A 26,522-nucleotide genomic window follows, 5' to 3' on the forward strand; every position below is an offset into this window, starting at 1 on the left:
CATGAAAAATGTAATAACAGGAGATCTTGAATTTTTTAAGGGCATTGGCCAGATTCAGTTCGAAGGGCCTGAGAGCGATAACCCACTTGCCTTTCGCTGGTACAACGCCGCACAGATGGTAGGAGGAAAGACCATGGAGGCACATTTCAGGTTTGCCTGTGCATACTGGCATTCCTTTAACGGCAACGGCTCAGATCCTTTCGGTTCAGCAACACACCTCTTTCCCTGGGATGAGAAAAGCGATCCAATTGCCCGGGCCAAAGATAAAATGGATGCCGCATTTGAATTTATGAGCAAAATGCAGCTGCCGTTTTATTGTTTTCATGACGTAGACCTGGTCGATTACACAGATGTGATCTCTGAGAATGAAAAAAGGCTTGAAACCCTGGTCGCCTATGCCCGGGAAAAGCAGTCGGCAAGCGGCATCAGGCTGCTCTGGGGAACAGCCAACCTGTTCAGCCACCGCCGCTACATGAACGGGGCGGCAACCAATCCCGATTTTCAGGTACTGGCACACGCCGGCGCGCAGGTAAAAGCCGCCATCGACGCCACCATTGCCCTGGGCGGTGAAAATTATGTTTTCTGGGGAGGACGCGAAGGATACATGAGCCTGCTCAACACGAACATGAAACGTGAACAGGAGCACCTGGCCCGTTTCCTGCATCTGGCTAAAGACTATGCCCGGAAGCAGGGTTTTACAGGAACGTTCTTTATCGAGCCAAAACCCTGTGAACCGACCAAACACCAGTACGATTACGATGCAGCCACTGTCATAGCTTTTCTGCAGCAATATGGACTGACGACTGATTTCAAACTCAACCTTGAAGTAAACCATGCTACACTGGCCGGGCACACCTTCCAGCATGAACTGCAGGTAGCAGCAGACCACGGCCTGCTTGGCTCGATCGATGCCAACCGCGGCGATGCGCAGAACGGTTGGGATACCGATCAGTTCCCCAATAACCTCAACGAACTTGTTGAAACCATGCTTGTGATCCTGGAAGCTGGTGGGCTTGGCAGCGGCGGTGTCAATTTCGATGCAAAGATCAGGCGCAACTCGACAGACCCGGCCGACCTGTTTTATGCGCACATCGGCAGCATGGACCTGTTTGCACGTGCCCTGCTGGCCGCACACCGCATCCTGGAAACCTCCGAATTCCAGAAAATTCGCGCCGCGCGCTACGCCTCTTTCGATGCGGGCGAGGGTGCAGCCTTTGAAGCCGGAAAACTAAACCTGGAAGACCTGAGAAACTATGCAGTGCGCATGGGCGAACCTGAAACACGCAGCGGCAGGCAGGAATTTCTGGAAAACCTTGTTAACCGGTACCTGTAAAAAAAAGCAGCCGTGCGGAGCTGGCAGAAGCACACTGAGCGCCAGCTTACAGCAGCGGAATGCTGCCTGAATTGCGGTAATATTCAATTTTGGAAAGAAACATGACGGCCATCTTTTCGCCCCGCCATTTTGCTTCCTGTGCCTTAGCGCCCGCAAAGTAGCTGTCGACCGTCGCCGACCATAAGCTTAGCCAGCGATCAAAGTGTAACTGGTTTACCGGCATGTTGGCATGCGGAGGAAATGGCCTGCCGTTATAGGTGTATTCGTCAAGCAGTACTGTTTGCCAGAAACGGTACATTTTTTCCAGGTGCACCTGCCAGTCGCCAACGCGCCCGTTAAAAATCGGACCGATGAGGTCATCTTCCTGTACCTTGCCATAAAACGTATTGACCAGGTTCCGGATGTCTTCGATGCTTTCGATGTCTTTGTTCATGGAATTACAGCTTAATCCAAAGGTAGGAAATTGCCGGCGGCGACCAGACAGCTCGTGCCACCGCTCTGTCAGGAAACAACCGCAAATTATCCGCTTGCAAGAAATTTTTGACAAAATGCTTTTTATTAATATTTAATCGTAATATTGCGATATAAAATAGAAAAATGGGCGCTACGCGAACGGAACTCTTTACGAAGGCACAAAACGAAATGGCCCTGATGGCAAAAGCCATCGCGCACCCCGCCCGCATCGCCATCCTGCAGCACCTGGTTGCAAAAAATGCATGTGTGTGTGGTGATCTGGTCGATGAACTGGGCCTGGCGCAGGCAACGATTTCCCAGCACCTGAAGGAGTTAAAAAATGCAGGCATCATTCAGGGTACGGTAGAGGGAGCACGCGTATGTTACTGCATTGATCCAAATGTCTGGAACGAATACCAGACCTTGTTCAACAACTTCTTTCGCCGGGTAGACCTGAGCGGAGATGCATGCTGCTAGCCTTTTTTTTTAATTAAGTAATCGCAATATTGCAATAATACGATCAGAATGGATATGAAAACCGAAGAACAAATGAAAGAAATGGTCAGGCTTAAATACGCCGAGATCGCTTTGCAGGAAAAATCTGACAACGCCGCCTCGTGCTGCGGGGCTGGCGGCTGCTCTACCGAGGTGTACAACATCATGACCGACGACTACACCGGGCTATCTGGTTACAACGCTGAGGCTGACCTGGGACTGGGCTGCGGTTTGCCAACGGCTTTTGCCCGCATTAAACCAGGCGACGTTGTGATCGATCTTGGCAGCGGGGCGGGGAATGATGCCTTCGTAGCACGTGCCGAAACCGGGGCAGCGGGCAAAGTCATTGGTGTTGATTTTACACCAGCCATGATCGAAAAGGCGCGTGCCAACGCAGAAAAACTGGGTTACCACAACGTTGAATTCCGGGAGGGCGATATTGAGAACCTGCCTGTCGGTGCCAGCACGGCCAATGTAGTGATCAGTAACTGTGTATTAAACCTGGTGCCGAACAAAGCGGCGGTGATTCGGGAAATTTACCGGGTGCTCAAACCTGGGGGGCATTTCAGTATTTCAGATATCGTATTGACAGGCGAACTTCCTGAAGCCATACAGCAGGCTGCCGAAATGTACGCAGGCTGCGTGTCGGGCGCTATTCAAAAAGAAAACTATCTGGAACAGATTAGCCAGAATGGGTTTCAAGCCATTACGATTCAAAAACAAAAAGCCATACACATCCCTGATGACATCCTGTCAAATTACCTGGACCAGCAGGAGATCGCTGCCTTCAGGTCGGGAGCAACCGGGATTCTAAGCATAACTGTTTATGGTGAAAAGCCGGAAACTGTACCTGCTTGCGCGGGCCAGGGCTGCTGTTAACAAGGGCTGGACGAAACAACAGAAATCATGATCAGAATTGCGCTGTTTTCAGATATTCACGCCAACTTACCGGCACTTGAAGCCTTTTTTGCCGATGTTGAACGCCGGCAACCTGATATGATGTACTGCCTGGGCGACCTGGTGGGTTACAACATCTGGCCCAACGAAGTAATTGATGAGCTGCGCCGCCGCCGCATCCCTACCTTAGCAGGCAATTACGACTATGGGGTTGGGCGGGCACTTTCCGATTGCGGCTGCGCGTATAAGACCGCTGAAGAAAAGGGTATGGGTGAGCGGTCTGTAGCTTTTACGAATGGTCTTGTCGATGCGGCACGGCGCGACTACCTGCGCGGATTGCCCGCGCACATCCGCCTGGAATTTCCGCATGACCAGGGTGTACTTAACCTGCTGCTTGTACACGGAAGCCCGCGAAGGACCAATGAGTACCTGTTTGAAGACCGCGAGGAAAAAAGTATGGTCCGGATCATAGAGCAAGCCGGGGCAGATGTCTTGTGTTTTGGCCATACCCACCGGCCCTTTCACCGCAAGATGCGCTCTGACGCGGACTCTCGGGTGTTGCATGCTATCAATACCGGTTCTGTCGGCAAACCAAAGGACGGCGATCCGCGCGGATCATACGTGATGCTGACCATTGATCCGCATCGGCTGGCGGGGCATGGGGGCGTCGAGGCCGAAATAGTCCGCTTTACATATGATGTGGAGCGGGCAGCCGGCGCGATCGAGCAGAGCGTTCTTCCCCGGCCGTTTGCCGACATGCTGAGGCTGGGCCGTTAAGCCGAGAATCCAGGAAAGTAAACCGGCAATTTTACGGGTCTTAGGGGTAAGATACGCGTTTTTTGGCAGGCCGAAACCTTTTGCCGCGGGCGCGGTTCTTCCTGTGGTTATCACTTCAGGTAACCGCCAAAACAGATCAACCATGGAAAACCAGGAAAATGAGCAGGCAGTTCCTTCGTCAGGAGACGAAAGGAATTTAGATGACGCTTCGATGGCAATGGACGGACCGCTGCGCTCGGGCGAGCAACAGCAGGGGGCCGACAACCTCGACGAAACCGACCCTGGGGCAAGTGCTTCGGCCGGCGGTTATGGAAACGACCTTGATACCGATGCCGCGCATGAAGACGAAGAGGCGGGCGACGAATCTTTCGATACCGACCCTTCTGAAGATGAAGAGCTTGGTACCGATGAAGAGTTGGGTGCCGGCGAAGAGCTTGATACCGACGAAGAATCGGCCGGAGACCTTACAGAAGATGACGATGAAGCCATCGGGGATGACCTTTCCGGCGGGGGAGACGAAGAGCTTCCTGACGGGAATGGCCTGACGCCGAGGCCCGGCGCTGACGAAGGGCGCGCATTTTAAACTCACATAACAAGAGCCGGACACGATCCGGCTTTTTTTATTCGGTCTGCCGCTCACCGCAGTCGCCTAACATTCCCTGCGCAGCAGCGTCGTACGGGCAAATCGAACCATGAAAGGCGTACTTGCTGTCGTTTTGCTGCTGTTTTGCGTCCCTACCTCAGGCAGGAGATCGCTTCCGGCCTATTGCCCGCCGCCGGTTGCGCTCGTACCTTCAGCAGGGTCTGCATCAGCTGTCTTTCGTCTTTTTGTCGCTGCCTGTTCCCTGAGAATTTTTGCCGCTGCCGGCGTTGTTCCGCTGTTGACGGGTTGCGCCTTTGGTGCTTTTGCCAAGGTTTCCGGTGCTGACTTTGGTGCTTTTGACATGGTCATTTAATTTCTTAAATCATTAACCCGTTTTTACGCTTAAAGTTTGCGGCTGCTGCTGACGATCATCCCGGGACAAGCTCAGTACCAGCGTCAGGACCTGCTCTGCTCCCCAACTTCTGCAAGCATGTCCAGGAGGTCTTTTTCAGTAATGGGCTTCACAAAAAACTGCGAAACCTCTTTGTATCCGCGGGCACGTTCGTGGTCTGCCTCGTCTATTGAGGAACTGACAATATATACAGTAATCTTTTTGTTGATCTTAAACTTGGTAAACTCGTCCAGGAACTGCCATCCGTCTAGAACAGGCATATTCAGGTCGAGCAGGATCACCGATGGCAGGATTTCGGGCGATTCAAGAATCGGGTGGAGGTATTTCAGGGCTTCAAGGCCGTTCTTGAAAACAAGTAAGGTGTCGCTGAACGACAGGAGTTTCATTTTTTTTGACAACAGGTAGGTAAAAATCTGATCGTCGTCAATGATACAGGCAATATCTAATCGCATATGGTTTTATCGGTGTGTAAATTCAAGGGTGAACGTGGTGCCCTGGCCGGGAACGCTTTCTACGAATACTTTTCCGTCCATGGCTTCAACCTGGTTTTTGACCAGGAAAAGACCCATACCCCGCGCATCGTCATTTCCGTGGAATGTTTTGTACATGCCGAACAGTTTTTTGCCATGCAGGTTCAAATCAATCCCGCTGCCGTTGTCGGTTATACGCAGCGTAGTTTTGTCGCTTGCAGTGTCTGCAGCTATGTTTACTTGCAGGCTGCGTTCAGCATCGCGGTAACGGATGCTGTTGCTGATCAGGTTAACCAGGATGCTTTCCAGGTACGCGGGGTTCAGCAACAGTTCGAGGTCAGGGTTTACAGCCAGTGTGATGCTTGCCTCTGCTTGTATAATGGATGCCGAAAGAATGGTCAGCACGCGATCTATTTCACGTTTCAGATTAAGCGCCTGCCGGTTAGAAAAGCCCGTGTCATTTATCTTAACAACCTCGTTCAGGTGAAACAGGGTGTCCAGCAGGTTTCCTGCATTCTGGCTCAGCATGCCCAGTAAGGCCTCTTTTTCGAGTGGGTCACGTTCCTCGATGACCATGTCTGACAGCATCTTTATATTGCCGGTATGTGAACGCAGATTATGCGAAACGATGTGTGCAAAATTGAGCAGGCGTTCGTTCTGTTTTTTGATTGTTTCGGTGTTTTTTTTTCGCTCAGTAATGTCTTTGATCTGGGAAATAAAATAGAGCGGTTTGCCAGCCTGGTCGCGGACGGCCGAAACTTTCAGCAGCGCCCAGATCACATGGCCGTCTTTGTGAAAATAACGCTTCTCCATTTCATACCAGTCCAGGTTGTTTGCGATCAGTTGCTGCATCTGGATGAGATCAGCCTGCAGATCTTCAGGGTGTGTAAGTTCCTGGAACGTTCGCTGTAGCAATTCGGCCTCGGTAAAACCCATCAGCTGGCAGAGGCTGTGGTTGGCCTGGAGCCATTCGCCCTGCAGGGATACCAGCGCCATGCCGATCGGCGCATGGTTAAACGCCTGGAAAAAGCGGGCTTCCCGGTCTTCATAACGGTGGCGCATGCTCACGATTTCGCTGATGTCGCGCAAGGTGCCATATATTCTCGTGCAACGGCCGTTTTCAAGACGCGCGCCGGCATGCAGCTGGACATGCTTGGAATTGCCGCTGGCGGTAACAAGCTCAGCCTCGATGCTCTGCGGCTGACCGGTTCTCATGGCCTCGTCAAGCACTCTTCTGATCTCCCCCGGATTGCGGTACAGCAACAGCACTTCTTCAAGGCTGATTGCACTGCCATCTTTTAGTTCAAGTATTTCGCCGATGATGCTGTTCCAGTGTACCTCTCCGGTTACCAGGTTCCTTTCCCAGATGCCGAGTTTAGCCAACGGGGCAACCAGTTGATAAAGTTCCAATTGGGTGTGCATGCGTTAATTCAGATTGTATTAATTTTAACTGAGCGTGTTAGTTGCCCCATCTTTGTATATCGTTAAACGTTCGGGGACTTTCTTTTTCGCGGCGGGAGTGAGTGCGCAAAGGTAATATTTTTATAGATACACCAACTACTTTTTATTAAGCCTGTTGCCCGGTTCGTGGCAGCCGGCGGCTGCAGGCAGATTATTGATCGCAATCAGTTCTTTTTCTGACCAGGCGCGGAAAATCAGGCCGTTTTCTTTGCATCTTGCATGACCTGATGGCTGGGAAATTTTCAGCCCGCGCGAACAAAGCGGGCAAGTCAATCGTTCGGAAGACAGGCACGGACTCTATGTAAAGGGCGGCACGTTGAGAACGCCGGCCAAGTCCGCAGGCTGGCTGCCGGATGCAGACAGCCGCTGCAAAGTTGCCCGGTCCAACTGTGAACATAAACAAACGTGTTTTGACAAAAAGTATATTTATTGCATCTGCCGAGCCTTACACAGGGAAATCGGTCATCGCCCTCGGACTGGTCAACATGCTGCTAGGCCGGGCGCAGAAGATCACCTATTTCAAACCGCTCGTATCGCTGGCACCCGGCGAACAGGCCGATAGCCACATTGAGACCATGCTGAGCCATTTTCAGCTGCCGCAAAGTTATGCTGATGCCTGGGTATTCAGCCGGCAGGAAGCCATGCAGTTTGTAAAAGAGCAGAAACAGGGGAAGATGCTCGATACGATTATCAGCCGGTTTAAAATGCTGGAATCGGCGTCAGATTTCACCGTGGTAGAGGGCAGCGACTTTGGCGGACAGGCGACTGCTTTCGAGTTCGACATGAACCGCCTCATTGCCCGTAACCTTAATGTGCCGGTCGTGCTGCTCGTTTCGGGCGAAGACAAGACAACCGCAGACATTATACAGGACGCCATCAACTTCTGGCAGGCTTACGACCTGCAGGATATCCAGGTATTAGCTGTTATTGCCAACCGGGTACAGGCGGGTCAGGCCGAAGATGTCAGGCAGCTCCTGGCCGCACAACTGCCAGCATCGGTACTGGCTGCAGTCATTCCTGCTGACCGGGCGCTCGAGAATCCGACGATCGGCGACATTTTCGAAAGGCTTGGCGGCTCGCTGCTGTTTGGCGGAGAGCAGCTGTCTAACTCAGTAGATCATTTCGTTACGGGCGCCATGCAAGTGCCGCATTTTTTAAACTACCTGAAAGACAACGTGCTCATTGTCACGCCCGGCGACCGGGGCGACATCATCATTAGTTCACTGCAGGCCAACCTGTCGTCCAGTTACCCGCGTGTTGCAGGCATCGTGCTGACCGCCGGTACGGTACCTGAAGCCCCGGTGATGCGCCTGATCGAAGGATTGCAGAATATTGTACCGATCATGGCTGTACCCACCGGCACGTTCGAAACAACCAACCAGATTGCCGGTATCCGCACCCGTATCAAACCCGGTCACACCAAAAAGATCCAGCTGGCTATTGACACCTTTAACCGGTATATTGACCATGATGCGCTCGATAAAAAGATCGTGATGTACCATTCGAACGCCATGACCCCGCACATGTTCCAATACCAGCTCACGCAATGGGCCAGGCGGGAGAAAAAAACGATCGTGCTCCCGGAAGGCAACGATGACCGGATTTTGCAGGCGGCGGCCAGGCTGGTGGCACAGGACCTGGTCAAACTCATCCTGCTCGGCGATCCTGCGGCCATTGCCGCCTCGGTGAAGCGGCTGGGCGTAGACCTTGACCTTGGCCGCATTGCCGTTGTTGATCCGGTGCATGCACCTGAATACGAGGATTATGTGCAAACCCTGTATGAACTGCGCAAAAACAAAAACGTGACGCTCGAAATGGCACGCGACCTGATGACAGACGTTTCGTATTTCGGTACGATGATGGTTTACAAACAACATGCCGACGGCATGGTCTCGGGAGCGGTGCATACCACGCAGCACACGATCAGGCCGGCGCTGCAGTTTATCAAGACGCGGCCGGGTATATCAACCGTCTCCTCCATCTTTTTTATGTGCCTGGCAGACCGGGTAGCCGTGTTCGGCGACTGTGCCGTTAACCCGAACCCGACAGCCGAAGAACTTGCGGAAATCGCCATTTCATCTGCAGATAACGGGCGCCGCTTCGGTATTGAACCCCGCGTAGCCATGCTCTCTTATTCGTCGGGCAGCTCGGGTGCCGGTGAGGATGTGGAAAAGGTTCGGCGGGCCACGCAACTGGTGCGCGAAAGACGGCCCGATATCCAGGTAGAGGGTCCGATCCAGTATGATGCCGCCGTCGACCCCGTTGTGGGCAGGCAGAAGCTACCCGGATCTGAAGTGGCGGGTCAGGCCAGCGTGCTGATCTTCCCCGACCTCAATACCGGCAACAATACCTATAAAGCCGTGCAGCGTGAAACGGGTGCCCTGGCCATCGGGCCGATGCTGCAGGGCCTCAATAAACCGGTCAATGACCTGAGCCGCGGCTGTACTGTCGATGATATTTTTAACACGGTGATGATTACGGCCATTCAGAGCCAGGACTGATCTTTAAACGTCTGACATGTATATTCTTGTTATCAACTCGGGCAGCAGCTCGATCAAATACCAGCTCTTTCCATTCCATTCTGAAGAGCCGCTTTCAAAGGGCCTGATTGAAAGGATCGGCCTGCCGGGGAGTTTCCTGACCCATACCTTTACCAGGCAGGGCGTTGAACAAACGCTCCGGCTGGATGAACCGGTTGCTGACCATGCCGCAGGCATGAGGCAGGTGGCTGCACTGCTGGTCAGGGCAGACATTGCCGTATTGCAGGACCCGGCACAGATCAGCTGCATCGGGCACCGCGTGGTGCATGGTGGTGAAACGCTTAGCCGGACCACCGTGATCACGCCCGGCGTAAAACAAAAGATCAAAGACCTTTATCCCCTGGCGCCCCTGCATAACCCTGGCCACATCAAGGGCATCGAGGTGACTGAAGCCATTTTTCCTGGCGCCCTGCAAGTAGCGGTTTTTGACACGGCCTTTCACCAGACCCTGCCCGAAAGGGCGTTCAGGTATGCCATTCCTGAACGGTTCTACAAGCAGGAGGGGGTGCGGGTGTACGGTTTTCATGGCATCAGCCACGAATATGTAGCCGGCGAGGCCCTGGCTTACCTCGGCAGGCCAGGTGCCCGGCTGGTCACCATCCATCTGGGTAACGGCTGCAGCATGGCTGCCGTTCAGGGTGGTACCTGCATCGATACCAGCATGGGGATGACGCCGCTTGACGGCCTCATTATGGGCACCAGGAGCGGCACTATCGACGCTTCTGTACTGATCCACCTTTCAGAACGCCTGGGTCTAACGCCCGCTGAGCTCTCTGTTCTGCTCAACAAAGAAAGCGGCATGCTGGGACTTACCGGGCACAGCGACATGCGGGACGTAAGCCGCTTGTATGCTGCCGGCGACCCGGCAGCAGTGCTGGCCTATGAAATGTATGCCTACCGGATAAAAAAGTTTATTGGCGCCTACGCGGCAGCGCTGAACGGACTGGATGCCATTGTGTTCACAGCAGGTGTGGGGGAGAACGATGCCCTGACCCGCGAACTGGTCTGCAGGGACATGGATGTGTTCGGTATCGCAATAGATGGCAACGAAAATACACGCCGCGACGCGGGCATCCGCAACCTGAGTGCGGCAGGTGCCAGGACGCCGGTCCTGGTCATACCTACCAACGAAGAGCTGGCCATTGCACGGAAATGCCGCAAGCTCGCCGAAGAAAGTGCGTGAAAAAATTTAGCCTTTCAGCAGCATGCTTAAAATAAGCGCCTTGCGATCTGCCAGCAAGCGGTCGAAATCTGGAACCGAAAGCCCGAAGAACTGCCGGTACAGCGGAGCCATCATGACGGGGTAGGAAAGCAGGGAGAAAAGATTAATCAGGAACTGAACCGGCTCCATTTTTTCGATTGCACCGCTGTCCATCTGCCGGGCAACATCTGCCAGAAACACTGCGACCGGGCCCTGATCGATACCTGCCACCAGCTGCTGGCCGGCCTGGTTCATTTCTGCCACAAGGAAAGTTTCCTCGTAAGGAAATGCGGCCATTTCTGTTGCATACACCTCGATCAGGGTTTCCAATTTGTTCCTGAACGGTTTTTCAGCTTCCATGATGCTGCCAAGTCTCTGGCTTAGCGCCGCCATCGATTCATTAAATACTTCTGCAATCAGCAAGTCTCGCGTCTTGAAATAATAATGAACGGCCGCCCGGTTCATGCCGGCCGCATCTGCAATATCCTGTGTGGTTACATACAGCCTGCCTTCTGCAAAAAGCAGGCGGCGCGCTGTGTCTTTGATCAGTTCCTTTGTTCCGGTGTTTTTTGCGGGCATCTATTTATAAATGAATGGTGTGTTCAATCCCCACCTGGCTTGCGAAGTGTTCATCATGCGAAATGAGCAGCAGGGCACCCGAAAAAGTGCTGACCGATGCCGTGAGTACGGCAAGGCTGCGAAGATCCAGGTTATTGGTGGGCTCGTCCAGGAGCAACATGTCGGGCGTTTGGGTATGTATACTCAGGCACAGCAGGGAAAGTTTCATCTTTTCGCCGCCGCTCAGTGCCTCACACTTCCGGTCCCAGCTTTCCTGAGGAAACTGCGCATAGATCAACAGGGACCTCAGTTCGTGCTCCTGAAGGTTCCTGCCATTGTGGGCCGAAAGTTGGTCAAACACGGTACGCTCAGGCCTGATGAGGCTGTAATTCTGGTCCAGGTACATGTAACTGAAATCAGCCCGCACGAGTTGACCGCCCTGGGGCTGGAGCAGGCCGGTCAGCAGGTTGAGCAGGGTGGTTTTGCCCGAACCGTTACCGCCCGATATGCGCATGCGCATGCCCGAACGCAGCTGGAGGCTGAGTGGTGGCCAGAGCGCGCGTTTGCCATGGCTAAAACAAGGTCTTTCGCGTCGACGAGCACTTTGCCGGGGTGCAGGGTTGATGCACCCAGGTCGATCCTCAACACCTGCAATTGGCTCAGCTGTGCACGCACGCGCTGCAGCCCGGCAGCAACAGCTGTCGATTTTTCCCTGGCCAGTTCTGCTGACCGTGCCGTTGTTTGTTCAGCCTTGCTTTTGAGTCCGCCGGCAATAATACGCGGCAGGGAGCCGCTTTTGCCTTCGGCACGGCCTCTTGCTTCTTTTTTCTGACGCTGTGCGGCCAAGTGCCTGGACCGCTCCTGCGTTTGCCTGAGTGTTTTTTCATGTGCAGCTTCCTGCGCCTGCAGGGCAGCGGTCTGAATCATTTTCTGTTGCGCATAGAAGTCATAGTTGCCGCCATACATTTCAATCGCTGAACGGTCCAGCTCGAATGTTTTGTCTGCGTAATTCAGCAGCCTGCGGTCATGGCTCACCATGACAACGGTAGCCCGGGTTGTCTGAAGAAAGTGGCAGAGCTGCTCACGGCTGTGCAGATCAAGGTGGTTTGTCGGTTCATCAAGTAAAATAAGCGCGGGATCAAAAAGCGCCATGCCAGCCAGGAAAACTTTGGTCTTTTCGCCGCCGCTCAATGCGGCCATGAGGGTGCCTGCACTCAGGTGCCCCAAGCCCCAGGTTTGAAGCGCCAGGTGTAGTTTTTCCTCAATTTCCCAGTCATTTTGCAGCACATCAAAGTGCTCCTGGCCAGCGTCGCCAGACAGGATGGCACCCAGCGCCTGTAATTTGGGTTCAATGGCCAGCACAGCCGCAACGGTTTGGTGGTAGTAACTGCCCAGCTGCTGAGGCACCAGCCAAAGCCTGTCGGGGGTAATCACCTCGCCCGCTGCCGGCCTGAATATCCCGGCCGCAAGCGCCAGCAACGTCGATTTTCCAGCACCGTTGCTGCCAACAATAGCCACGTGTTCGCCATTGCCGATCGCGAAGCTCAGGTTTTCAAAAACAGGTTCCTTATCAGGGTGCAGGTAAGAAAGGGATTTTACAACTAAACTCATGATTGGCCGGGCTAACCTGTTTCAGACCAGGCAAAGCCCATGCAACAGGTTATTTTTATTCAACAAAAATGTTGAATAAAAATAACATTTACAAATTCCGATAAAAAGTCAGTCGGTGGCAAGCGCCGATTGTGACTGTATGGCGATAGCCGCTAATGTTTCTGTTTGTCCCTGTTAAAGGCAACGAGGTGAATCAGTGTCTTCGAATCGGCGGTGGCACGGCGGGCGAGTGCAGGCACCTGGTTATCATTCAGGCCGAGCAACCCTTTGATTTTGTGGAGCAGCGTTTCTACCGCTTCGGGCAGCACCTGGAAGGACACAAAAGGGTGGTAGGCCTGTTCCAATTGCTGTTTTTCTTCAGGCTGGACAATGCTGAAATTCCAGCTTTCCCGTTTAAAACCAAATTCACTGGCCGTATTCGTTAATTCAAACGCATAAATGCGTGCTTGTTGTTCCAGGGTATCTTTAAGCATTGTCTTTTGTTTTTTTATTAAATGCGGTGGCCTTTACTTCGGGCGTCTTGCTTGACTGGTAGTCAGAGGGTGTCTTACTTCCGGTAGCCTTGGCTGTTTTTTTCTTGTCTCTGTTCATGGCAGGTTATTTAATGTTGAGTTCTTTTTCGAGTTTTCTGATATTCGCATCGAGCAGGGTGACATTGAGGTCGGTATGATGTGCCATACGATAAGCTTTAATTGCCTGAATACTTTTTTCTGCGCGATCGATCAGCGAGCCGATGTGTTTGATCGCGCCCGATTTGGCTTTTTCCATGGCATTAACTCGACTGGCATAGCCATAAAACATGGCTTCGGCGGCGGGCAGGGAGTAGGCGCTACGGGTTGGGGTATGCCGGGCCATCAGTGGCAAGGCAGCCTGTGGTTTAAAATCATTGGCAGAAACACGGGTAACCGTGGTGTCATTCAGGAAAACCTGGTAGTAGATACAAAAATCTGGTGTCATACGGATTGGTTAAGTAGGCTGAACAGCGGGTGAAGCAACCGGACCAGAAGTTTGGGAGAACCCAAAATGGTGAACAGGAATGTGCTGTGATTAATAATAAATTAAAGATACGGTAATTTTACTTCATATCCTAATAAATAATAGATAAAGTAATTTAACTTTAATTTTATGTGGCAAAATCTGGAAATGCTCACACAGGGGACATGCGTGCCGAGGCCGGCACCGCTCTGGCTTTACCTGCAAATGGGTGCAGCCTGGACAGCTTTCGCATGGTGAGGCGAAAAGTATGGGATTCGCAGATCAGCCGCACGCAGCAACAGCAGCAGGCCAAACAACACGGTCAATACCGGCAGCAGACGGGCCGTCTGAATTTTTAGCCGTCCCTTCAGGTATTGCGCACCACCCATCAGCGCCAGCGTAAGGGGAAGCGTGCCGGCGCCGAAAAAGATCATAAATTGCCAGCCGAGTCCCGGCTGTCCCGTGTTAATGGCTGCCGCCAATGCCGCATAGACCATACCGCAGGGAATAAGTCCGTTCAGCATGCCGAGCAGCAGAGGCCATACGCTTGCCGATTGCAGGGGAGAAATCCGTCTGAACAGGGCCATGCCTATACCGGCCTGCGCCCGCTGTATCTGCCCGAATCGAAAGCCTGCCAGGCCGCAGAGCCCACCTACAAGCAGCATGAGCCCGGTAAAAAGTGCCACATTTTTCTGAGCGCTGAAAGCGGCGAAACCGCTTCCCAGCAGGCCGGCGGCCAGACCAAGCATGCCATAAACGAAAATGCGGCCCAGTTGGTATTTCAGTACAAACCACCATTTTGCGCCCTGCGCAAAACCGGTCATGAGCGGCCCGCACATCACCACGCAATGCAGGCTTGAAAACAAGCCCATGATAAATGCGGTGACAAGAATGTCCATTTACAGGAAGAGTTTTTTTGAATAGTTATACATTTTGCCAGCCGATTGCCAGGTAAGTTCCAGCTGCCGGTGCCCGGCGCCTGTGGCGGCCCGGTCAATCACGATCAGGTGATTGCCGGTGGTTTTGCCGCTGAACCGTTTGTCCTGCCGTTTGTCTGCCGGGCAGAGCAGTGTAAGCTCATAATGGGCAGCACTCCTGAGGCGTACGAGGAGGAGGTTTTTTGACACTTTGACCTCCGGCTGCATATGGTCACGCACCATGTTCTGCTGGGCTTCCAGTTTCTGCCCGAATTGCATGCCGGCCTGGTAGTAATCCTCATCTACCAGTGTGTCGCGGTCTTTCTTGTACAGCATATACAAGGACATGGTCAGAATAAAAGTAATAAAGAGGCCTCCGGCCGCAATCAGTTTATATCCCCAGTTCATGTTGTATTTTTTAAGGTGAAAAGAATGTGCTTGCAGCTTTACCCACGGTTTTGCTGCCCGATTGCAGCCGAAACCCGATCGCTGTTTTATAACCGGATGACGGAGCGTTTTTATCACGTACCAGGAAAAACGAGAAATTATCAGATTGCTGTTTTCCCAGCCTCGGTGCTTTTTTCTGAATGTACACGATGCGAAAACCGGGTGTGGTTACCTGCATGTCGAAGGGGATAACCGCATTCGTTTTGTTAATCAGGGTGGCCGAGTAAAGATTGGAAACCGAACTGTCTGCGCGCAGCTGATAGAGCGTTCCGCTGGCGCGCAATACTGTGACCTCGACCGGTTTGCGCTGATTAATCATGGCAGAGAAAATCAGGAGTCCCCCGAGCAGCACGGCTGCATACCCATACTGTTTGAATGGTTGTTTTACTTTCTTGCCGGTTTCCAGGAAATCAGCGCTGTAAAAGCCAATCAGGGAAGGTTTCCTGCCGGTCTTCAGCATGACCTGGTTACAAGCGTCGATACAGGCCGTGCAGTTAACGCATTCCAGCTGCGTGCCCTGGCGAATGTCGATACCGGTGGGGCAGACCTGCACGCATAAAGAACAATCCACGCAATCGCCCGCTGCCTGGCCCGAGGTTTTCTGGTGCCTGGCCCTGGGCTCGCCCCTGTTCCGGTTATACGCAACGACAAGGCTGTGTTTATCAAGCAGTACGTTCTGCAGCCGGCCATAAGGGCAGACTGCCGTGCACACCACTTCGCGCACGTAAGCAAACACGAAATAGAATACCAGGGTAAAGACCAGGATAGCGATGAGACCAGTCAGGTGTGCTGCAGGAGGCTCGACCAGGATGCGAAGCAGCACATCGCCGCCAATCAGGTAGGCAAGAAAAATATTGGCTATACCGAAAGAAACGAGCAGGAAAAGGCTGTGTTTACTTAACTTTTTGACAATCTTCTTGTTGGTCCATGGCTGGCTGTCCAGTTTTTTCTGGCTTGCGGCATCGCCTTCAATCCAATATTCGATGCGCCTGAACAGCATTTCCATAAAAATGGTCTGCGGACATGCCCAGCCGCACCACATGCGCCCGAACCTGAGCGTAAAGAGGATGACAAATAAAATAAAAAGCAGCATACCGAAGGCGGCCAGGTAAAAGTCTTGCGGCGTAAAGATGAGCCCGAAGAATACAAACTTACGGTCCAGCACATTCAGGAGCACAAGCTGTTCGCCGTTCAACCTGACAAAGGGCAGCAGCGCCAGGCAGCAAAGCAGCAGCGCCGCAACAACGCTGCGCCAGCGATAGTGTTTTCCTGAGGGTTGTTTCGGATAAATGAAGTTCCTGCCAAATACCTGCATGGTCGAGTGGTTTATTGTTATTTTGCCGGCGCCCGGGCACCTGACTCCTCATGCTGCTCTCCCTGCGGATCTTTCGCCCCGGCAGGGTCGGTTCCCTTCAGGCTCAGGATAAAGTTGGAAACTTCTGCGATTTGCTTCGCACTCAGGGTTTTTTCCCAGCTCACCATGCCCTTTTCAGGCACGCCATATTTGATCGTTTTAAAAATATGGCCAATATCTCCGCCGTGCAGCCAGTACGCATCGGTCAGGTTTGGCCCGATCATCCCCTGTCCTTTATCACCATGGCAGACTGCGCAGTTTTCGGCAAAAATAGTCCGGCCTGAAGCCAGGGTGGCGGGGGCTGCATCAGCCTTGACCGAATTTTCATCGATTGCATTGGCAGCTGTGGCCAGGTAACGCAATTTTGCCGCCTGGGCCTCGGCCATTTCTGCTTGATACTCATCGTCCTGCCTCAGCCCGGGACCCAGGTGGTTGTAAGCCATATAGATGGCGCCGATCACAATGGTTCCGTAGAAAAGAACGTTAAACCAGCGTGGTACGGGGTTGTCCAGCTCGTAGATCTCGTCGTAGGCGTGGTGGAGCATGACGTCTTTTTCTGCCGAAATAGGCTTAAGTTCAAGCAGTTTTGTCCAGATACCGGGCTTGCGCTCTTGCCCTGCCTTCCAGTCGAGGTAGGCAAGTGCTGGCTCATGTTCGGGCGCCAGGTAAGGGGTAGGTTCAGCCTGCTCGCGGGCGAGCGCCTCGAAGGCACGCGCCAGGACAATCGCCGCGCCCAGCAGCACGAGCGAGAAAACGACCAGCAGAAGAATGGTGGTTTCTGTATGGTTCAGTCCGAGCAGGCTCGGTTCGCCTGTAGCCGGCTGGATGGCAGCCTGTGCACCGTCCAAAGATGCAGTTGCAATGGTCAGCAAGTTAAACATGGCCTTCCTGGTTATCATTCAAGGGTAACTGTTTCATTTGCTCGGTCCGGTCTTTTGATACTTTCATCAGGTAGATGCCGACGAGTACGAAAAAAACGACGAACACAAGGAGCGAGAAGATCATGTAGTTTTCACCTCCGTCTAAATTTTTGATCTGTTTGAACATGGCTATTGGTTGGATGGAATGGAGTCTTGGTTAAGTTTGATATCAGTTCCGAGCCGTTGCAGGTAAGCAATGATGGCGATGATCTCGCGATCGGGCGCAGCCTTGATGTTATTCTGCTGCAAGTCTGCGGCAATGGTCGTTGCCTGGCGCCGCAAATCTGCGTTTGCCTGCTGCGCGTAACCTGCCGGGTATGGAACACCGAGCTTTGTCATGGCATTGATCTTGGCTGCGGTCGAGCTGGTATCCAGCGGCTGGCTGATCAGCCAGGGGTATGGGGGCATGATGCTGCCAGGCGACATGGAGCCGGGGTCAAGCATGTGGTTATAGTGCCAGGCGTTCGAGTATTTGCCGCCAACACGGTGCAGGTCGGGACCGGTGCGTTTGCTTCCCCACAAAAACGGGTGGTCATACACGTATTCGCCGGCCTTGCTGTATTCCCCGTAACGCTCGGTCTCAGACCGGAAAGGCCTGACCGTTTGGGTATGACAGCTCACACAGCCTTCGCGGATGTACAGGTCGCGGCCCTGCAGTTCCAGCGCTGAGTAGGGCTTAACTGCCGAGATGGTTGGCACATTTGCCTGTATGGTAAAAGTAGGCATCATTTCGACCATGCCGCCGATCAGGATGGCTATCAGCGCTAGGACCATAAACTTCATGGGTTTGCGTTCCAGTACGCGGTGCCAGCCTTCCCCTGCCTGTGCTGCAGCCAAGGAGGCACCTACGCCCATGGCTTCGGCCGGCTCGTTTGCGATGAGTTTACCCTGCTGCATGGTTTTAGCCAGGTTATAGGTCATGACAATTACGCCGGCCAGGTAACAGGCGCCGCCCGCCGCCCGGAACATATGCATCGGGATGATCTGAAGTGTGGTAGCGAGGAAATTGGGGTATTTAAGCAGTCCCTCGGGTGTAAATTCCTTCCACATCAGCCCTTGTGTAAAGCCGGCCCAATACATGGGGATGGCATAGAGCAGGATGCCTGCCGTTCCGATCCAGAAGTGAAAAGAAGCCATTTTTGCCGAGTAAAGCCGGGTGTTATAAATTCTTGGAATGAGCCAGTAGAGGACCCCGAATGTCAGGAACCCGTTCCAGCCGAGCGCACCCACGTGTACATGCGCGACGATCCAGTCGGTAAAGTGGGCAATGCCATTGATCTGTTTGATCGACAAGAGCGGACCCTCGAAGGTAGCCATGCCATAGCTGGTCAGGGCCACGACCATGAATTTGAGCGTTACATCATCCCTTACCTTATCCCATGCGCCGCGCAGTGTCAGCAGTCCGTTGATCATACCGCCCCAGCTGGGCGCAATCAGCATGATCGAGAACACGACGCCGAGCGATTGTGCCCAGCCGGGCAGCGATGTGTAGAGCAGGTGGTGCGGGCCTGCCCAGATGTAAATAAAAATGAGCGACCAGAAGTGCAGGATACTCAGCTTATAAGAATAGACCGGCCGGTTAGCCATTTTGGGCAGAAAATAGTACATCATGCCCAGGTAGGGCGTGGTCAGGAAGAATGCTACCGCGTTATGCCCATACCACCATTGAACCAGTGCATCCTGCACCCCGGCATAAGCATAATAACTTTTCAGGAAAGACACGGGAAGTTCAAAAGAATTGACAATATGCAGCACCGCGATGGTAACGAACGTGGCAATGTAAAACCAGATGGCTACATACAGGTGCGTTTCGCGTCGTTTGATGATCGTGCCGAACATGTTGATGCCGAATATGACCCAGATCACGGTAATGGCGATATCGATCGGCCATTCCAGTTCAGCATATTCGTGCGAGGTGGTGAAGCCCAGGGGCAGGGTGGCTACCGCCGAGACAATAATGAGCTGCCAGCCCCAGAAATGGATTTTGCTCAGTACATCACTGAACATTCTGGCTTTAAGCAGGCGCTGAAGTGAATAATAGACGCCCATAAAGATGGCATTTCCAACAAAGGCAAAGATGACCGCATTGGTGTGCAGCGGCCGGATGCGGCCAAAGGTTGTATATTGGCTGCCCATGTTCAGTTCCGGTTTGAACAATTGCATGGCTACAAGCAGTCCGACGGTCATCCCGATGATGCCCCAGACCAGGGTTGCAATGCCGAAGTCCCTGACGATCCTGTTGTCGTAATTAAATTTCTCGAGTTGCATATAAATATGTTTGTTGGCTTACCCTGCAAATCTATCCAGGCCGGCCGGCCGGGTGGCTGACCGTTATTAGTCCTGAACCTGATCTTCGTCAGTTTTTTTAAGCTCGTCGTCGAGCAGCATACGTATGGCGGGCGTACAGGTATCTTCATGCTGCCCGGTCTTGCTGGCCCAGAAAAAAGCAAGCAGGAAAACCAGGGCCATAAAGAGGCTGCAGCCTACCAGGAAATACAGAATATTCATAATGAAAGCCTCCTTTTTGCTGCGCAGATGCGAACAGCAGTACTGGTAAAAATGACAATGGTGAGCGTGCTCAGCGGCATGAGAACGGCCGCGACAAGCGGATACAAAGTGCCTTGAACGGCAAAATACAGGCCCAGGCAATTGTACAGGGAAGAAATTACGAAACTCCATTTAATGATGCGCATCGCATCGCTGGCCAGGCCCGCAAACCGTGGCAGGTAGGCCAGTGCATCGGCCTTCATGATGGCATGGCAGCCTGGCGAAAAAGCATTCACATCTTCGGTTACGGCTATGCCGAAATCGCTCTGCCGCAGTGCACCGGCATCGTTCAGGCCATCACCCAGCATGATCACCTTGCGGCCGGCCTGCTGCAGGGACGCAATATAATCCAGTTTGGCGTGCGGAGAGGCGCCGAACCGCATGCGTGTACCTGGGGGTAAAATTTTTTTGAGTGTCTGCCGGTCCTTGGCGGTGTCTCCGGAAAGCACATGGATCCCGGCCGTTTCAGCCAGCGCTGCGGCCAGTTTGGCGATGCCTTCGCGCCAATCGGCGCTGAAACTGAAACTGCCTTTGTACGCCCCGTCAATTAAGAGGTGGGTGCCTGCAGACTGGTCGTCGGCCCCGAAAACCCAGTCGGCATTCCCGATACAAACCTGATGCCCGGCAACAGTGCCGCTGATTCCCCGGCCGGGTACTTCTTTGTAGTCCTCGACCGGAATGAGCTTCAGGAAGGCAGCCTCGCGGCAAAGCTGCCGGCTTACGGGATGCAGGGAACAGGCGGCAAGTGCTGTCAGCAGCTGCCGCTCGCCCATTGTCAGGCTCATTGAAAAATTAACCCTGCGGCCTTTACTGGTGGTCAGCGTTCCCGTTTTATCGAAAACTACCTCATTGCAATTGGCCAGCTGTTCGGCGGCATCGGTGTTTTTGAGGTAAAAGCCCCACTTGTCAAACACGGACAGTACGGCAGACAGGGTAAAGGGTGTGCTTAGCGCCAGTACACAGGGACAGGCTACGATGATTACAGCCGTAAATGCGCTCCAGGCCTTCGCCTGGTCGCCGGCGGCATACCAGAAAGCAGCAGCGCCAACTGCCAGGGTCACAACGACGAGGCTGAAGGCAGCAGCGATGCGGTCATTGAAGCTCCGGGACTTTCCATTTGCCGGCTCTCCGGCATCATTCCAGAGGCTCATCAGGTAACTTAGCTGTACCGGTTTTAGGATCTCCAGTTCGATGGGGCCAGCGGTTTGCCTGGCGCCGGCATAAATCACAGTGCCTGACGACCTGGTTACTGGGGCCGACTCGCCGGTTACAAAACTCATGTCCAGGCAGGCCGCACCTTGCAGCAGCAGGGCATCGGCAGGTACAAGCTCGCCGCTGCGAATGCGGATGCGGTCGCCGGTTTGCAGGTCGCTGACGGCGGTAACCCGCTCGGCACCTTCGTTTATTGTGGTCACAGCCAGCGGAAAATATGAGCGGTAGTCCCGGTTAAAAGAAAGGTGCCGGTAGCTGCGCTGCCGGGTATACCTGCCCATAAGCAGCAGAAAAACCAGGCCGGTGAGCGTGTCGGCAAAACCCGGACCGGTCTGAAAAACGACTTCGAAAAGCGTTCGCAGGAACAGGGTCGAAATGATGAGCGCCAGGGGTGCATCAAGGTTCATTTTTGCCTGTCTGATCCCTGCGAGCGCCGAAGTGAAAAAGTCACGTCCGCAGTAAAAGACAACCGGGATGCTGAGCGCCAGGTTGAGGTAACTGAACAGGACCTTTAAATTTCCCTCGAAAGGTGATAGCCCGAAATATTCCGGGAAACTGAATAACATGACGTTACCCACACAGAATCCGGCTACGGCAATTTTTCGCACCAGCGTGTCGTCAGTTTTGCTGTGGTTTTCCCTGACAACATCCTGCAGGTTGATGAGTGGCGGATAACCGACAGCGGCCAGGGTATCGGCAACTTCCTTCAGATTCACCACGCGGTGATCAAAGCTGATTTTGACCTCTCTTTTCAGGAAATCGGTGCGCGAATGCAGGATACCCGGGTTGAGGCGGTGAAGGCCTTCGAGCAGCCAGATGCAGGAACTGCAGTGAATTCCCGGAACAAAAAAGGTCACCTTACTGAGGTGATCGTCCTGGTAGTCGAGCAGCGTGGCCGCAATCCTGGCATCGGCAAGGTAAGCAGGTATCTCGCTGCTTTGCCTGTTTTTACCCGGTGCAGCATTATAGGTATAGTAACTGCAAAGTTCGTTTGACCGCAGGATCTCGTAAACGCTCTGGCAGCCCTGGCAGCAAAACGTTTTGCCATCGCTGCGGAGTGTGCGACCATCAGTTTCTTCTCCGCAATGGTAGCAGGACGTTGTGGTAGGGTCTGGTGTTTTCATGTTAAACGGCTTTACTGAATACCTGGTTATCCCGCGCGGCATGGCGGAAATAGGGATCGATCGCCGCACACACATTTCTCAGGAAGAGCCTGCCTGCGGGCAGAACCCGCAGCGCCTGCCCCTCGCGCTGAACAAGCCCGTCACGTTCAAGTTCGGCAAGCGGCGCCGATGCGTTTTGCAAACCGGCCGGTGTAAGCTGCGTCCGGCCCTGGCACATTAGCTCTATGATCTGCCGCCGCACCTGCAGGTCTGCCTGCTGCTGCAAATGCCCTTTTACAACAGGCAGGATGCCTTCAGCAATAAACTGCTGGTAGGCGGCAACCGTTTTTTCATTCTGGGCATAGGCCGTTGTCGTTTCGCCGATGGCTGAGGCGCCCAGCCCGATCAGGATCTCATTGTCCTGCAGCGTATAGCCCATAAAATTACGGTGCAGCTTTCCGGGTTCCAGCAAGGGATCGCCCGGGAGGGCAAAGTGATCCATGCCCACATCACGGTAACCGGCCTGCATAAAGAGTTCGCGACCCGCCAGTTGCAGGGCAATTTTTTCACCGGCCGCAGGCAGATCGGCCTCGGTATACCGCCGTTGTCCCGGCCGTTTCCACGGCACGTGCGCGTAACTGTAAAAGGCAATGCGGTCTGGCCGCATGCTGATGATCTGTTTCACCGTGTTTTTAAGACCTGGCAGCGTTTGCCCGGGAAGCCCGTAAACCAGGTCGAAATTGATCGAAGTATAGCCCAGCTCGCGCGCACGCCGGGTTAAGCGACCCACCTGTTCAGGCGTCTGAAAGCGATTAATGAGGTACTCGACCCGCGGATCGAAGTCTTGAATACCGAGGCTGAACCTGGAAAAACCAAAATGGTGTAAAGTGGCCAGGTGTTCGTCGGTCGTATTCAGCGGATGCCCTTCAAAAGAGAAACCCTCTGTGGCCGGCCGTTTTTCCGGTCCCAGCACCGTGCTTAAAAAAACAGCCAGATTTTGGGGCGAAAAAAAGGTAGGCGTGCCGCCGCCCAGGTGGAGTTCTGTAATGTGCGGCCGGCGGCCAAGCAGGCCGCAGTACAGTTTCCATTCGGCCTGTAAAGCTTCCAGGTAAGGTTGTTCAACCTGGTGATTCCGTGTAATGTGTGTGTTGCAGGCACAATAGGTACATAGTTTTTCGCAAAACGGCAGGTGTACGTACAGGCTAACCGGCTGCTCCGGATCTTTGCGAAACGCGGCGGCCAGGTTCTGCTGCCAGCTGCCCGCTGTAAACGTTCCGGTTTTCCAGAACGGCATGGCCGGGTAACTTGTGTACCGCGGTACCGCCTGGTTGTATTTATCAAGCAAAGCTGAGGTCTCCATGCTGGTTCTCCTGGGTTTTTCGTTCAACGGCACAATTGTTCTGGCAGCAGCAGGCCTTGCCCACGCATTTCCCTGCTGCCCATTGATCCAGATTTTTAACAAGTGCGAGCATTCGGGCTTCGCCACCAAGTGTGGCAGCCATGGGGACGTTTGCAATCTTGAAGCCCAGTTTTCCGGCGGCAGCCAGGTCAATGTTGGCTGTTTGCTGGGTGGCCGTGGCCAGGTATTTCAGACCCTGTCGGCTCAGTCCCTGCAGCAGCCGCTCATCAAGATGTTCGTCGTTCAGAATAACAAGTACATCTTTGCCGCCGGCAAAGGCCAGCGTCTGTTCGCTGATGCTGTTGGTTATAAAGGTAAAGTCGTGTTTTTTCTGGTTGGCCTGCACGAGCAGCGCCTTATCCTGCGCCGTTACCTGGTAAGAGATTATTTTCATCGCTGTTTTTTTTCAAAACTAGGCCGATAAGACGAGAGCAGTGATGCGGCCGGTCAGAGCAAAACCTGATCGTTGTCAGGAAACCGAGGCGCGTGGCGGCTTCATATTGCGCGGCGCAACGAATTTTGCCAGGCATCAGCCTGAAAACTGACGACCGTCAGTTTTTCCGGTCAGGCGTTTGCGATGTTTGCACAGTAAATGTTATTTTTCAGCCATGAACAAGGAAAGTTTACTGACGGCGATCATTGAAACCGCGATAGATGGTATCATTACCATTTCCGACCGTGGTATCGTGGAGTCAATCAATCCGGCTGCCTGCCGGCTGTTTATGTACGACGAAACGGAGGTGATCGGCAACAACATTTCCATGCTCATGCCATCGCCAGACCGCGAACAGCATGACGGTTACCTGTCCAATTACCAGCGCACAGGTAATGCCCATATTATAGGCAAGGGGCGCGAGGTCTATGGACTGAGAAAAGACGGGTCCGTTTTTCCGTTCCGGCTGGCCGTCAGTAAGGTTCAGTATTCCGGCCGCATTATTTATACCGGTTTCGTGCATGACCTGAGCCGGGAAAAAGAAGCGGAAGAAAGGTTGCGGGAATACGCCCTGAACCTGGAAGACCAGGTAAACGAACGTACGCAGTCCCTGAAAAACACCATTCGCGCGCTTGAAGCAGCGCGCGAGGAGGCCAACCAGTCGCTCGAAAAAGAAAAAGAACTGAACCAGCTTAAAACCCGGTTTGTATCAATGGCCTCGCACGAGTTTCGTACGCCGCTCAGTGCCGTGCAGCTCTCAGCCGTACTCATTGAACGGTATGCGGCGCAGTTTGAAAACGCGAACATTGCCAAACACCTAGGCAAGATCAAAAATTCTGTACAAAGCCTGACTTCGATCCTGAACGATTTTTTGTCGCTCGAGCGGCTGGAAACCGGCCGCGTCGAACCCGAATATGCATCGTTCGATATCGTTCAATTCTCTGAAGAACTGACTGAAGAAATGCAGCTGCTTGCCAAACAGAACCAGCATATCATTTATCAGCATACCGGAACGGGCAGCAGCGTTCACCTCGACCCCAAGATCCTAAAATACTGCGTGGTTAACCTGGTCGGCAATGCGATCAAGTATTCGGGCGAGAATACGTACATTGAATACAGTACGGAGATCAGAGATAACCGGCTCGAACTCCATGTCAGGGACAATGGCATCGGTATACCTGAAAGCGATCAGAAGCACCTGTTCGAAGCATTTTTCCGCGCCCACAATACCGGCAGTATTCCCGGTACGGGGCTTGGCCTGAACATTGTAACCCGTTACGTTGCTTTGCTGAAGGGCAGCATCAGCTTTGAAAGCAAACTCAACCAGGGCACCTCTTTTACCATTATTTTACCCCTTGATTCATGAAGACCATTCTCATCATCGAAGACAACGAAGACATCCGCGAAGGTACCGCCGAAATACTGGAACTTTCGGGCTACAAGGCCCTGGTGGCCAGCAATGGCCGGGAAGGGGTAGAAAAAGCGGTGGCCTGTAAGCCTGACCTCATCCTCTGCGATATCATGATGCCCGAACTGGACGGTTACGGGGTTTTGTACCTGCTCGGTAAAAACGCCGAAACGACCGACATTCCGTTCATCTTCCTGACAGCCAAGGCAGACCGGCTGGATTTTCGCAAGGGCATGGAAATGGGTGCCGACGATTACCTGACCAAGCCTTTTCTTGACATGGAGCTCTTAAGCGCCATAGAAAGCAGGCTCGCCAAAAAAGAACGGCAGCAGGCTTATCAGGGGAGCACCCTTGCACACCTGCAGCAAATCAGTTCGGCGAACGGCAAAGGCATGAAAGCGCTGCGTGAAATGATTGCCCAGCGCAAAGTCAGGCACCTGAAGAAAAAGCAGGTGTTGTATTATGCCGGCGACCAACCGCTGGGCATTTACCTGGTGCTGGAAGGTAATTTGAAGACCTCGAAAATAGCCGACGACGGCAGGGAACTGACCACCGGCATGTACGGCGCTGACGAAATTCTCGGCATTGATACGCTGCTGCTGAACGGGTCATTTACCGACACGGCAGAGGCGCTGGAGCCGACTGCGGTGTGCCTGCTGCCGAAAGATGATGTCATCGGCCTGCTAAATAAGTATCCTGACGTGGGACACCAGTTCCTGAAGATATTGTCTAAAGATATCCATGAAAAGGCGCAGCAGTTACTGGAACTCGCTTACCATTCGGTACGTAAACGGCTGGCGCAGGTACTGGTCAGGCTGGCTGCACAGCATGGTGAAAATACATCCTTCAGGATCTCGCGTGAGGAACTGGGCGCGCTGGCCGGCATGGCTACAGAAACTGTAAGCCGCACGCTGACAGATTTCACCGAAGAAGGCCTGATCGGTAAAAACGGCACGGCTTTACAAATCCTTTCGGTTGAGCGCCTGCAGAAAATGAAAAACTGATCTCAAGCCCCG

29 protein-coding genes are annotated in these 26,522 nt (G+C 53.3%); 9 read left to right on the forward strand and 20 right to left on the reverse strand.

Features of this window, described 5'->3' with window-relative positions; all coding sequences use genetic code 11:
- Position 1: 1 nt before the first annotated feature.
- The gene (gene xylA / locus C7T94_RS08860; RefSeq protein ID WP_107215010.1) at positions 2 to 1,333 is read left to right on the forward strand and encodes a xylose isomerase; all 1,332 of its coding nucleotides are present in this window, start codon (positions 2 to 4) and stop codon (positions 1,331 to 1,333) included.
- Positions 1,334 to 1,379: 46 nt separating this feature from the next.
- On the opposite strand, the gene C7T94_RS08865 is transcribed toward xylA, so the two are convergent.
- The gene (locus C7T94_RS08865) at positions 1,380 to 1,766 is read right to left on the reverse strand and encodes a group III truncated hemoglobin (RefSeq protein ID WP_107215011.1); all 387 of its coding nucleotides are present in this window, start codon (positions 1,764 to 1,766) and stop codon (positions 1,380 to 1,382) included.
- A gap of 164 nt (positions 1,767 to 1,930) precedes the next feature.
- Here C7T94_RS08865 and C7T94_RS08870 point away from each other — a divergent pair, with 164 nt between their 5' ends.
- The 4 genes from C7T94_RS08870 to C7T94_RS08885 all read left to right on the forward strand — a co-directional run bounded on the left by C7T94_RS08870 (position 1,931) and on the right by C7T94_RS08885 (position 4,538).
- Positions 1,931 to 2,263, forward strand: coding sequence for an ArsR/SmtB family transcription factor (locus C7T94_RS08870; protein ID WP_107215012.1), 333 nt, complete (start codon positions 1,931 to 1,933; stop codon positions 2,261 to 2,263).
- A 48-nt stretch (positions 2,264 to 2,311) separates the two neighbouring features.
- The gene (locus C7T94_RS08875) at positions 2,312 to 3,160 is read left to right on the forward strand and encodes an arsenite methyltransferase (RefSeq protein ID WP_239494964.1); all 849 of its coding nucleotides are present in this window, start codon (positions 2,312 to 2,314) and stop codon (positions 3,158 to 3,160) included.
- Positions 3,161 to 3,187: 27 nt separating this feature from the next.
- Positions 3,188 to 3,955 (forward strand): metallophosphoesterase family protein, encoded by a 768-nt coding sequence (locus C7T94_RS08880; RefSeq protein ID WP_317046914.1) that lies wholly within the window; start codon positions 3,188 to 3,190, stop codon positions 3,953 to 3,955.
- Between the two features lie 142 nt (positions 3,956 to 4,097).
- The gene (locus C7T94_RS08885; protein ID WP_107215013.1) at positions 4,098 to 4,538 is read left to right on the forward strand and encodes a hypothetical protein; all 441 of its coding nucleotides are present in this window, start codon (positions 4,098 to 4,100) and stop codon (positions 4,536 to 4,538) included.
- A 180-nt stretch (positions 4,539 to 4,718) separates the two neighbouring features.
- Here C7T94_RS08885 and C7T94_RS19340 read toward each other — a convergent pair whose 3' ends face one another.
- From C7T94_RS19340 to C7T94_RS08900, 3 genes are all read right to left on the reverse strand, one after another.
- Complete coding sequence (locus tag C7T94_RS19340) at positions 4,719 to 4,901, reverse strand: hypothetical protein (RefSeq protein ID WP_162618624.1); 183 nt, start codon at positions 4,899 to 4,901, stop codon at positions 4,719 to 4,721.
- A 93-nt stretch (positions 4,902 to 4,994) separates the two neighbouring features.
- The gene (locus C7T94_RS08895) at positions 4,995 to 5,402 is read right to left on the reverse strand and encodes a response regulator (RefSeq protein WP_107215015.1); all 408 of its coding nucleotides are present in this window, start codon (positions 5,400 to 5,402) and stop codon (positions 4,995 to 4,997) included.
- Positions 5,403 to 5,408: 6 nt separating this feature from the next.
- A complete protein-coding gene (locus C7T94_RS08900; protein WP_107215016.1) occupies positions 5,409 to 6,842 on the reverse strand; it encodes a sensor histidine kinase in 1,434 nt (477 codons plus the stop codon).
- A 449-nt stretch (positions 6,843 to 7,291) separates the two neighbouring features.
- Here C7T94_RS08900 and pta point away from each other — a divergent pair, with 449 nt between their 5' ends.
- Both pta and C7T94_RS08910 read left to right on the forward strand, forming a co-directional pair.
- The gene (pta, locus tag C7T94_RS08905) at positions 7,292 to 9,382 is read left to right on the forward strand and encodes a phosphate acetyltransferase (protein WP_107216027.1); all 2,091 of its coding nucleotides are present in this window, start codon (positions 7,292 to 7,294) and stop codon (positions 9,380 to 9,382) included.
- Positions 9,383 to 9,398: 16 nt separating this feature from the next.
- Positions 9,399 to 10,604, forward strand: a complete 1,206-nt coding sequence (locus C7T94_RS08910) for an acetate/propionate family kinase (RefSeq protein WP_107215017.1) — start codon at positions 9,399 to 9,401, stop codon at positions 10,602 to 10,604.
- A gap of 6 nt (positions 10,605 to 10,610) precedes the next feature.
- Here C7T94_RS08910 and C7T94_RS08915 read toward each other — a convergent pair whose 3' ends face one another.
- The 16 genes from C7T94_RS08915 to C7T94_RS08985 form a co-directional block, all read right to left on the reverse strand.
- Positions 10,611 to 11,201: a TetR/AcrR family transcriptional regulator gene (locus tag C7T94_RS08915; protein WP_107215018.1), complete on the reverse strand. Its 591-nt coding sequence runs from the start codon at positions 11,199 to 11,201 to the stop codon at positions 10,611 to 10,613.
- A gap of 4 nt (positions 11,202 to 11,205) precedes the next feature.
- A complete protein-coding gene (locus C7T94_RS08920) occupies positions 11,206 to 11,700 on the reverse strand; it encodes an ATP-binding cassette domain-containing protein (RefSeq protein ID WP_107215019.1) in 495 nt (164 codons plus the stop codon).
- A complete protein-coding gene (locus C7T94_RS08925) occupies positions 11,640 to 12,791 on the reverse strand; it encodes an ATP-binding cassette domain-containing protein (RefSeq protein WP_107215020.1) in 1,152 nt (383 codons plus the stop codon). Before C7T94_RS08925 ends, C7T94_RS08920 begins: the two co-directional genes overlap by 61 nt.
- Before the next feature lie 152 nt (positions 12,792 to 12,943).
- Positions 12,944 to 13,264, reverse strand: coding sequence for a hypothetical protein (locus C7T94_RS08930; protein WP_107215021.1), 321 nt, complete (start codon positions 13,262 to 13,264; stop codon positions 12,944 to 12,946).
- Positions 13,257 to 13,382 (reverse strand): hypothetical protein, encoded by a 126-nt coding sequence (locus C7T94_RS19670; protein ID WP_262503098.1) that lies wholly within the window; start codon positions 13,380 to 13,382, stop codon positions 13,257 to 13,259. The genes C7T94_RS08930 and C7T94_RS19670 overlap by 8 nt, the downstream gene beginning before the upstream one ends.
- 6 nt (positions 13,383 to 13,388) lie before the next feature.
- Positions 13,389 to 13,748 carry a hypothetical protein gene (locus C7T94_RS08935; RefSeq protein WP_107215022.1) on the reverse strand — a complete coding sequence of 120 codons (360 nt, stop codon included), beginning with the start codon at positions 13,746 to 13,748 and terminating at the stop codon, positions 13,389 to 13,391.
- A 233-nt stretch (positions 13,749 to 13,981) separates the two neighbouring features.
- Positions 13,982 to 14,665: a sulfite exporter TauE/SafE family protein gene (locus C7T94_RS08940; RefSeq protein WP_107215023.1), complete on the reverse strand. Its 684-nt coding sequence runs from the start codon at positions 14,663 to 14,665 to the stop codon at positions 13,982 to 13,984.
- Complete coding sequence (locus tag C7T94_RS08945; protein ID WP_107215024.1) at positions 14,666 to 15,091, reverse strand: FixH family protein; 426 nt, start codon at positions 15,089 to 15,091, stop codon at positions 14,666 to 14,668.
- Between the two features lie 10 nt (positions 15,092 to 15,101).
- A complete protein-coding gene (gene ccoG, locus C7T94_RS08950) occupies positions 15,102 to 16,445 on the reverse strand; it encodes a cytochrome c oxidase accessory protein CcoG (protein ID WP_107215025.1) in 1,344 nt (447 codons plus the stop codon).
- A 17-nt stretch (positions 16,446 to 16,462) separates the two neighbouring features.
- Positions 16,463 to 17,365: a cbb3-type cytochrome c oxidase N-terminal domain-containing protein gene (locus C7T94_RS19610; protein ID WP_239494965.1), complete on the reverse strand. Its 903-nt coding sequence runs from the start codon at positions 17,363 to 17,365 to the stop codon at positions 16,463 to 16,465.
- Positions 17,358 to 17,531 carry a CcoQ/FixQ family Cbb3-type cytochrome c oxidase assembly chaperone gene (locus tag C7T94_RS08960; RefSeq protein ID WP_107215026.1) on the reverse strand — a complete coding sequence of 58 codons (174 nt, stop codon included), beginning with the start codon at positions 17,529 to 17,531 and terminating at the stop codon, positions 17,358 to 17,360. The genes C7T94_RS19610 and C7T94_RS08960 overlap by 8 nt, the downstream gene beginning before the upstream one ends.
- A 2-nt stretch (positions 17,532 to 17,533) precedes the next feature.
- Positions 17,534 to 19,672 carry a cytochrome-c oxidase, cbb3-type subunit I gene (gene ccoN / locus C7T94_RS08965; protein WP_107215027.1) on the reverse strand — a complete coding sequence of 713 codons (2,139 nt, stop codon included), beginning with the start codon at positions 19,670 to 19,672 and terminating at the stop codon, positions 17,534 to 17,536.
- 66 nt (positions 19,673 to 19,738) lie between these two features.
- A complete protein-coding gene (ccoS, locus tag C7T94_RS08970; protein WP_107215028.1) occupies positions 19,739 to 19,912 on the reverse strand; it encodes a cbb3-type cytochrome oxidase assembly protein CcoS in 174 nt (57 codons plus the stop codon).
- Entirely contained in the window at positions 19,909 to 22,287 is a 2,379-nt protein-coding gene (locus C7T94_RS08975; RefSeq protein ID WP_107215029.1) for a heavy metal translocating P-type ATPase, read from the reverse strand. Before C7T94_RS08975 ends, ccoS begins: the two co-directional genes overlap by 4 nt.
- 1 nt (position 22,288) lies before the next feature.
- Complete coding sequence (gene hemN, locus C7T94_RS08980; RefSeq protein ID WP_107215030.1) at positions 22,289 to 23,626, reverse strand: oxygen-independent coproporphyrinogen III oxidase; 1,338 nt, start codon at positions 23,624 to 23,626, stop codon at positions 22,289 to 22,291.
- Positions 23,604 to 24,059 carry a Rossmann-fold NAD(P)-binding domain-containing protein gene (locus tag C7T94_RS08985; RefSeq protein WP_107215031.1) on the reverse strand — a complete coding sequence of 152 codons (456 nt, stop codon included), beginning with the start codon at positions 24,057 to 24,059 and terminating at the stop codon, positions 23,604 to 23,606. Before C7T94_RS08985 ends, hemN begins: the two co-directional genes overlap by 23 nt.
- 214 nt (positions 24,060 to 24,273) lie before the next feature.
- Here C7T94_RS08985 and C7T94_RS08990 point away from each other — a divergent pair, with 214 nt between their 5' ends.
- A complete protein-coding gene (locus C7T94_RS08990) occupies positions 24,274 to 25,464 on the forward strand; it encodes a PAS domain-containing sensor histidine kinase (RefSeq protein WP_107215032.1) in 1,191 nt (396 codons plus the stop codon).
- Positions 25,461 to 26,510, forward strand: coding sequence for a response regulator (locus C7T94_RS08995; RefSeq protein WP_107215033.1), 1,050 nt, complete (start codon positions 25,461 to 25,463; stop codon positions 26,508 to 26,510). Before C7T94_RS08990 ends, C7T94_RS08995 begins: the two co-directional genes overlap by 4 nt.
- Positions 26,511 to 26,522 lie beyond the last annotated feature (12 nt).

It is taken from the genome of Pedobacter yulinensis (assembly GCF_003029735.1).
Taxonomy (GTDB): Bacteria; Bacteroidota; Bacteroidia; order Sphingobacteriales; family Sphingobacteriaceae; genus Pedobacter; species Pedobacter yulinensis.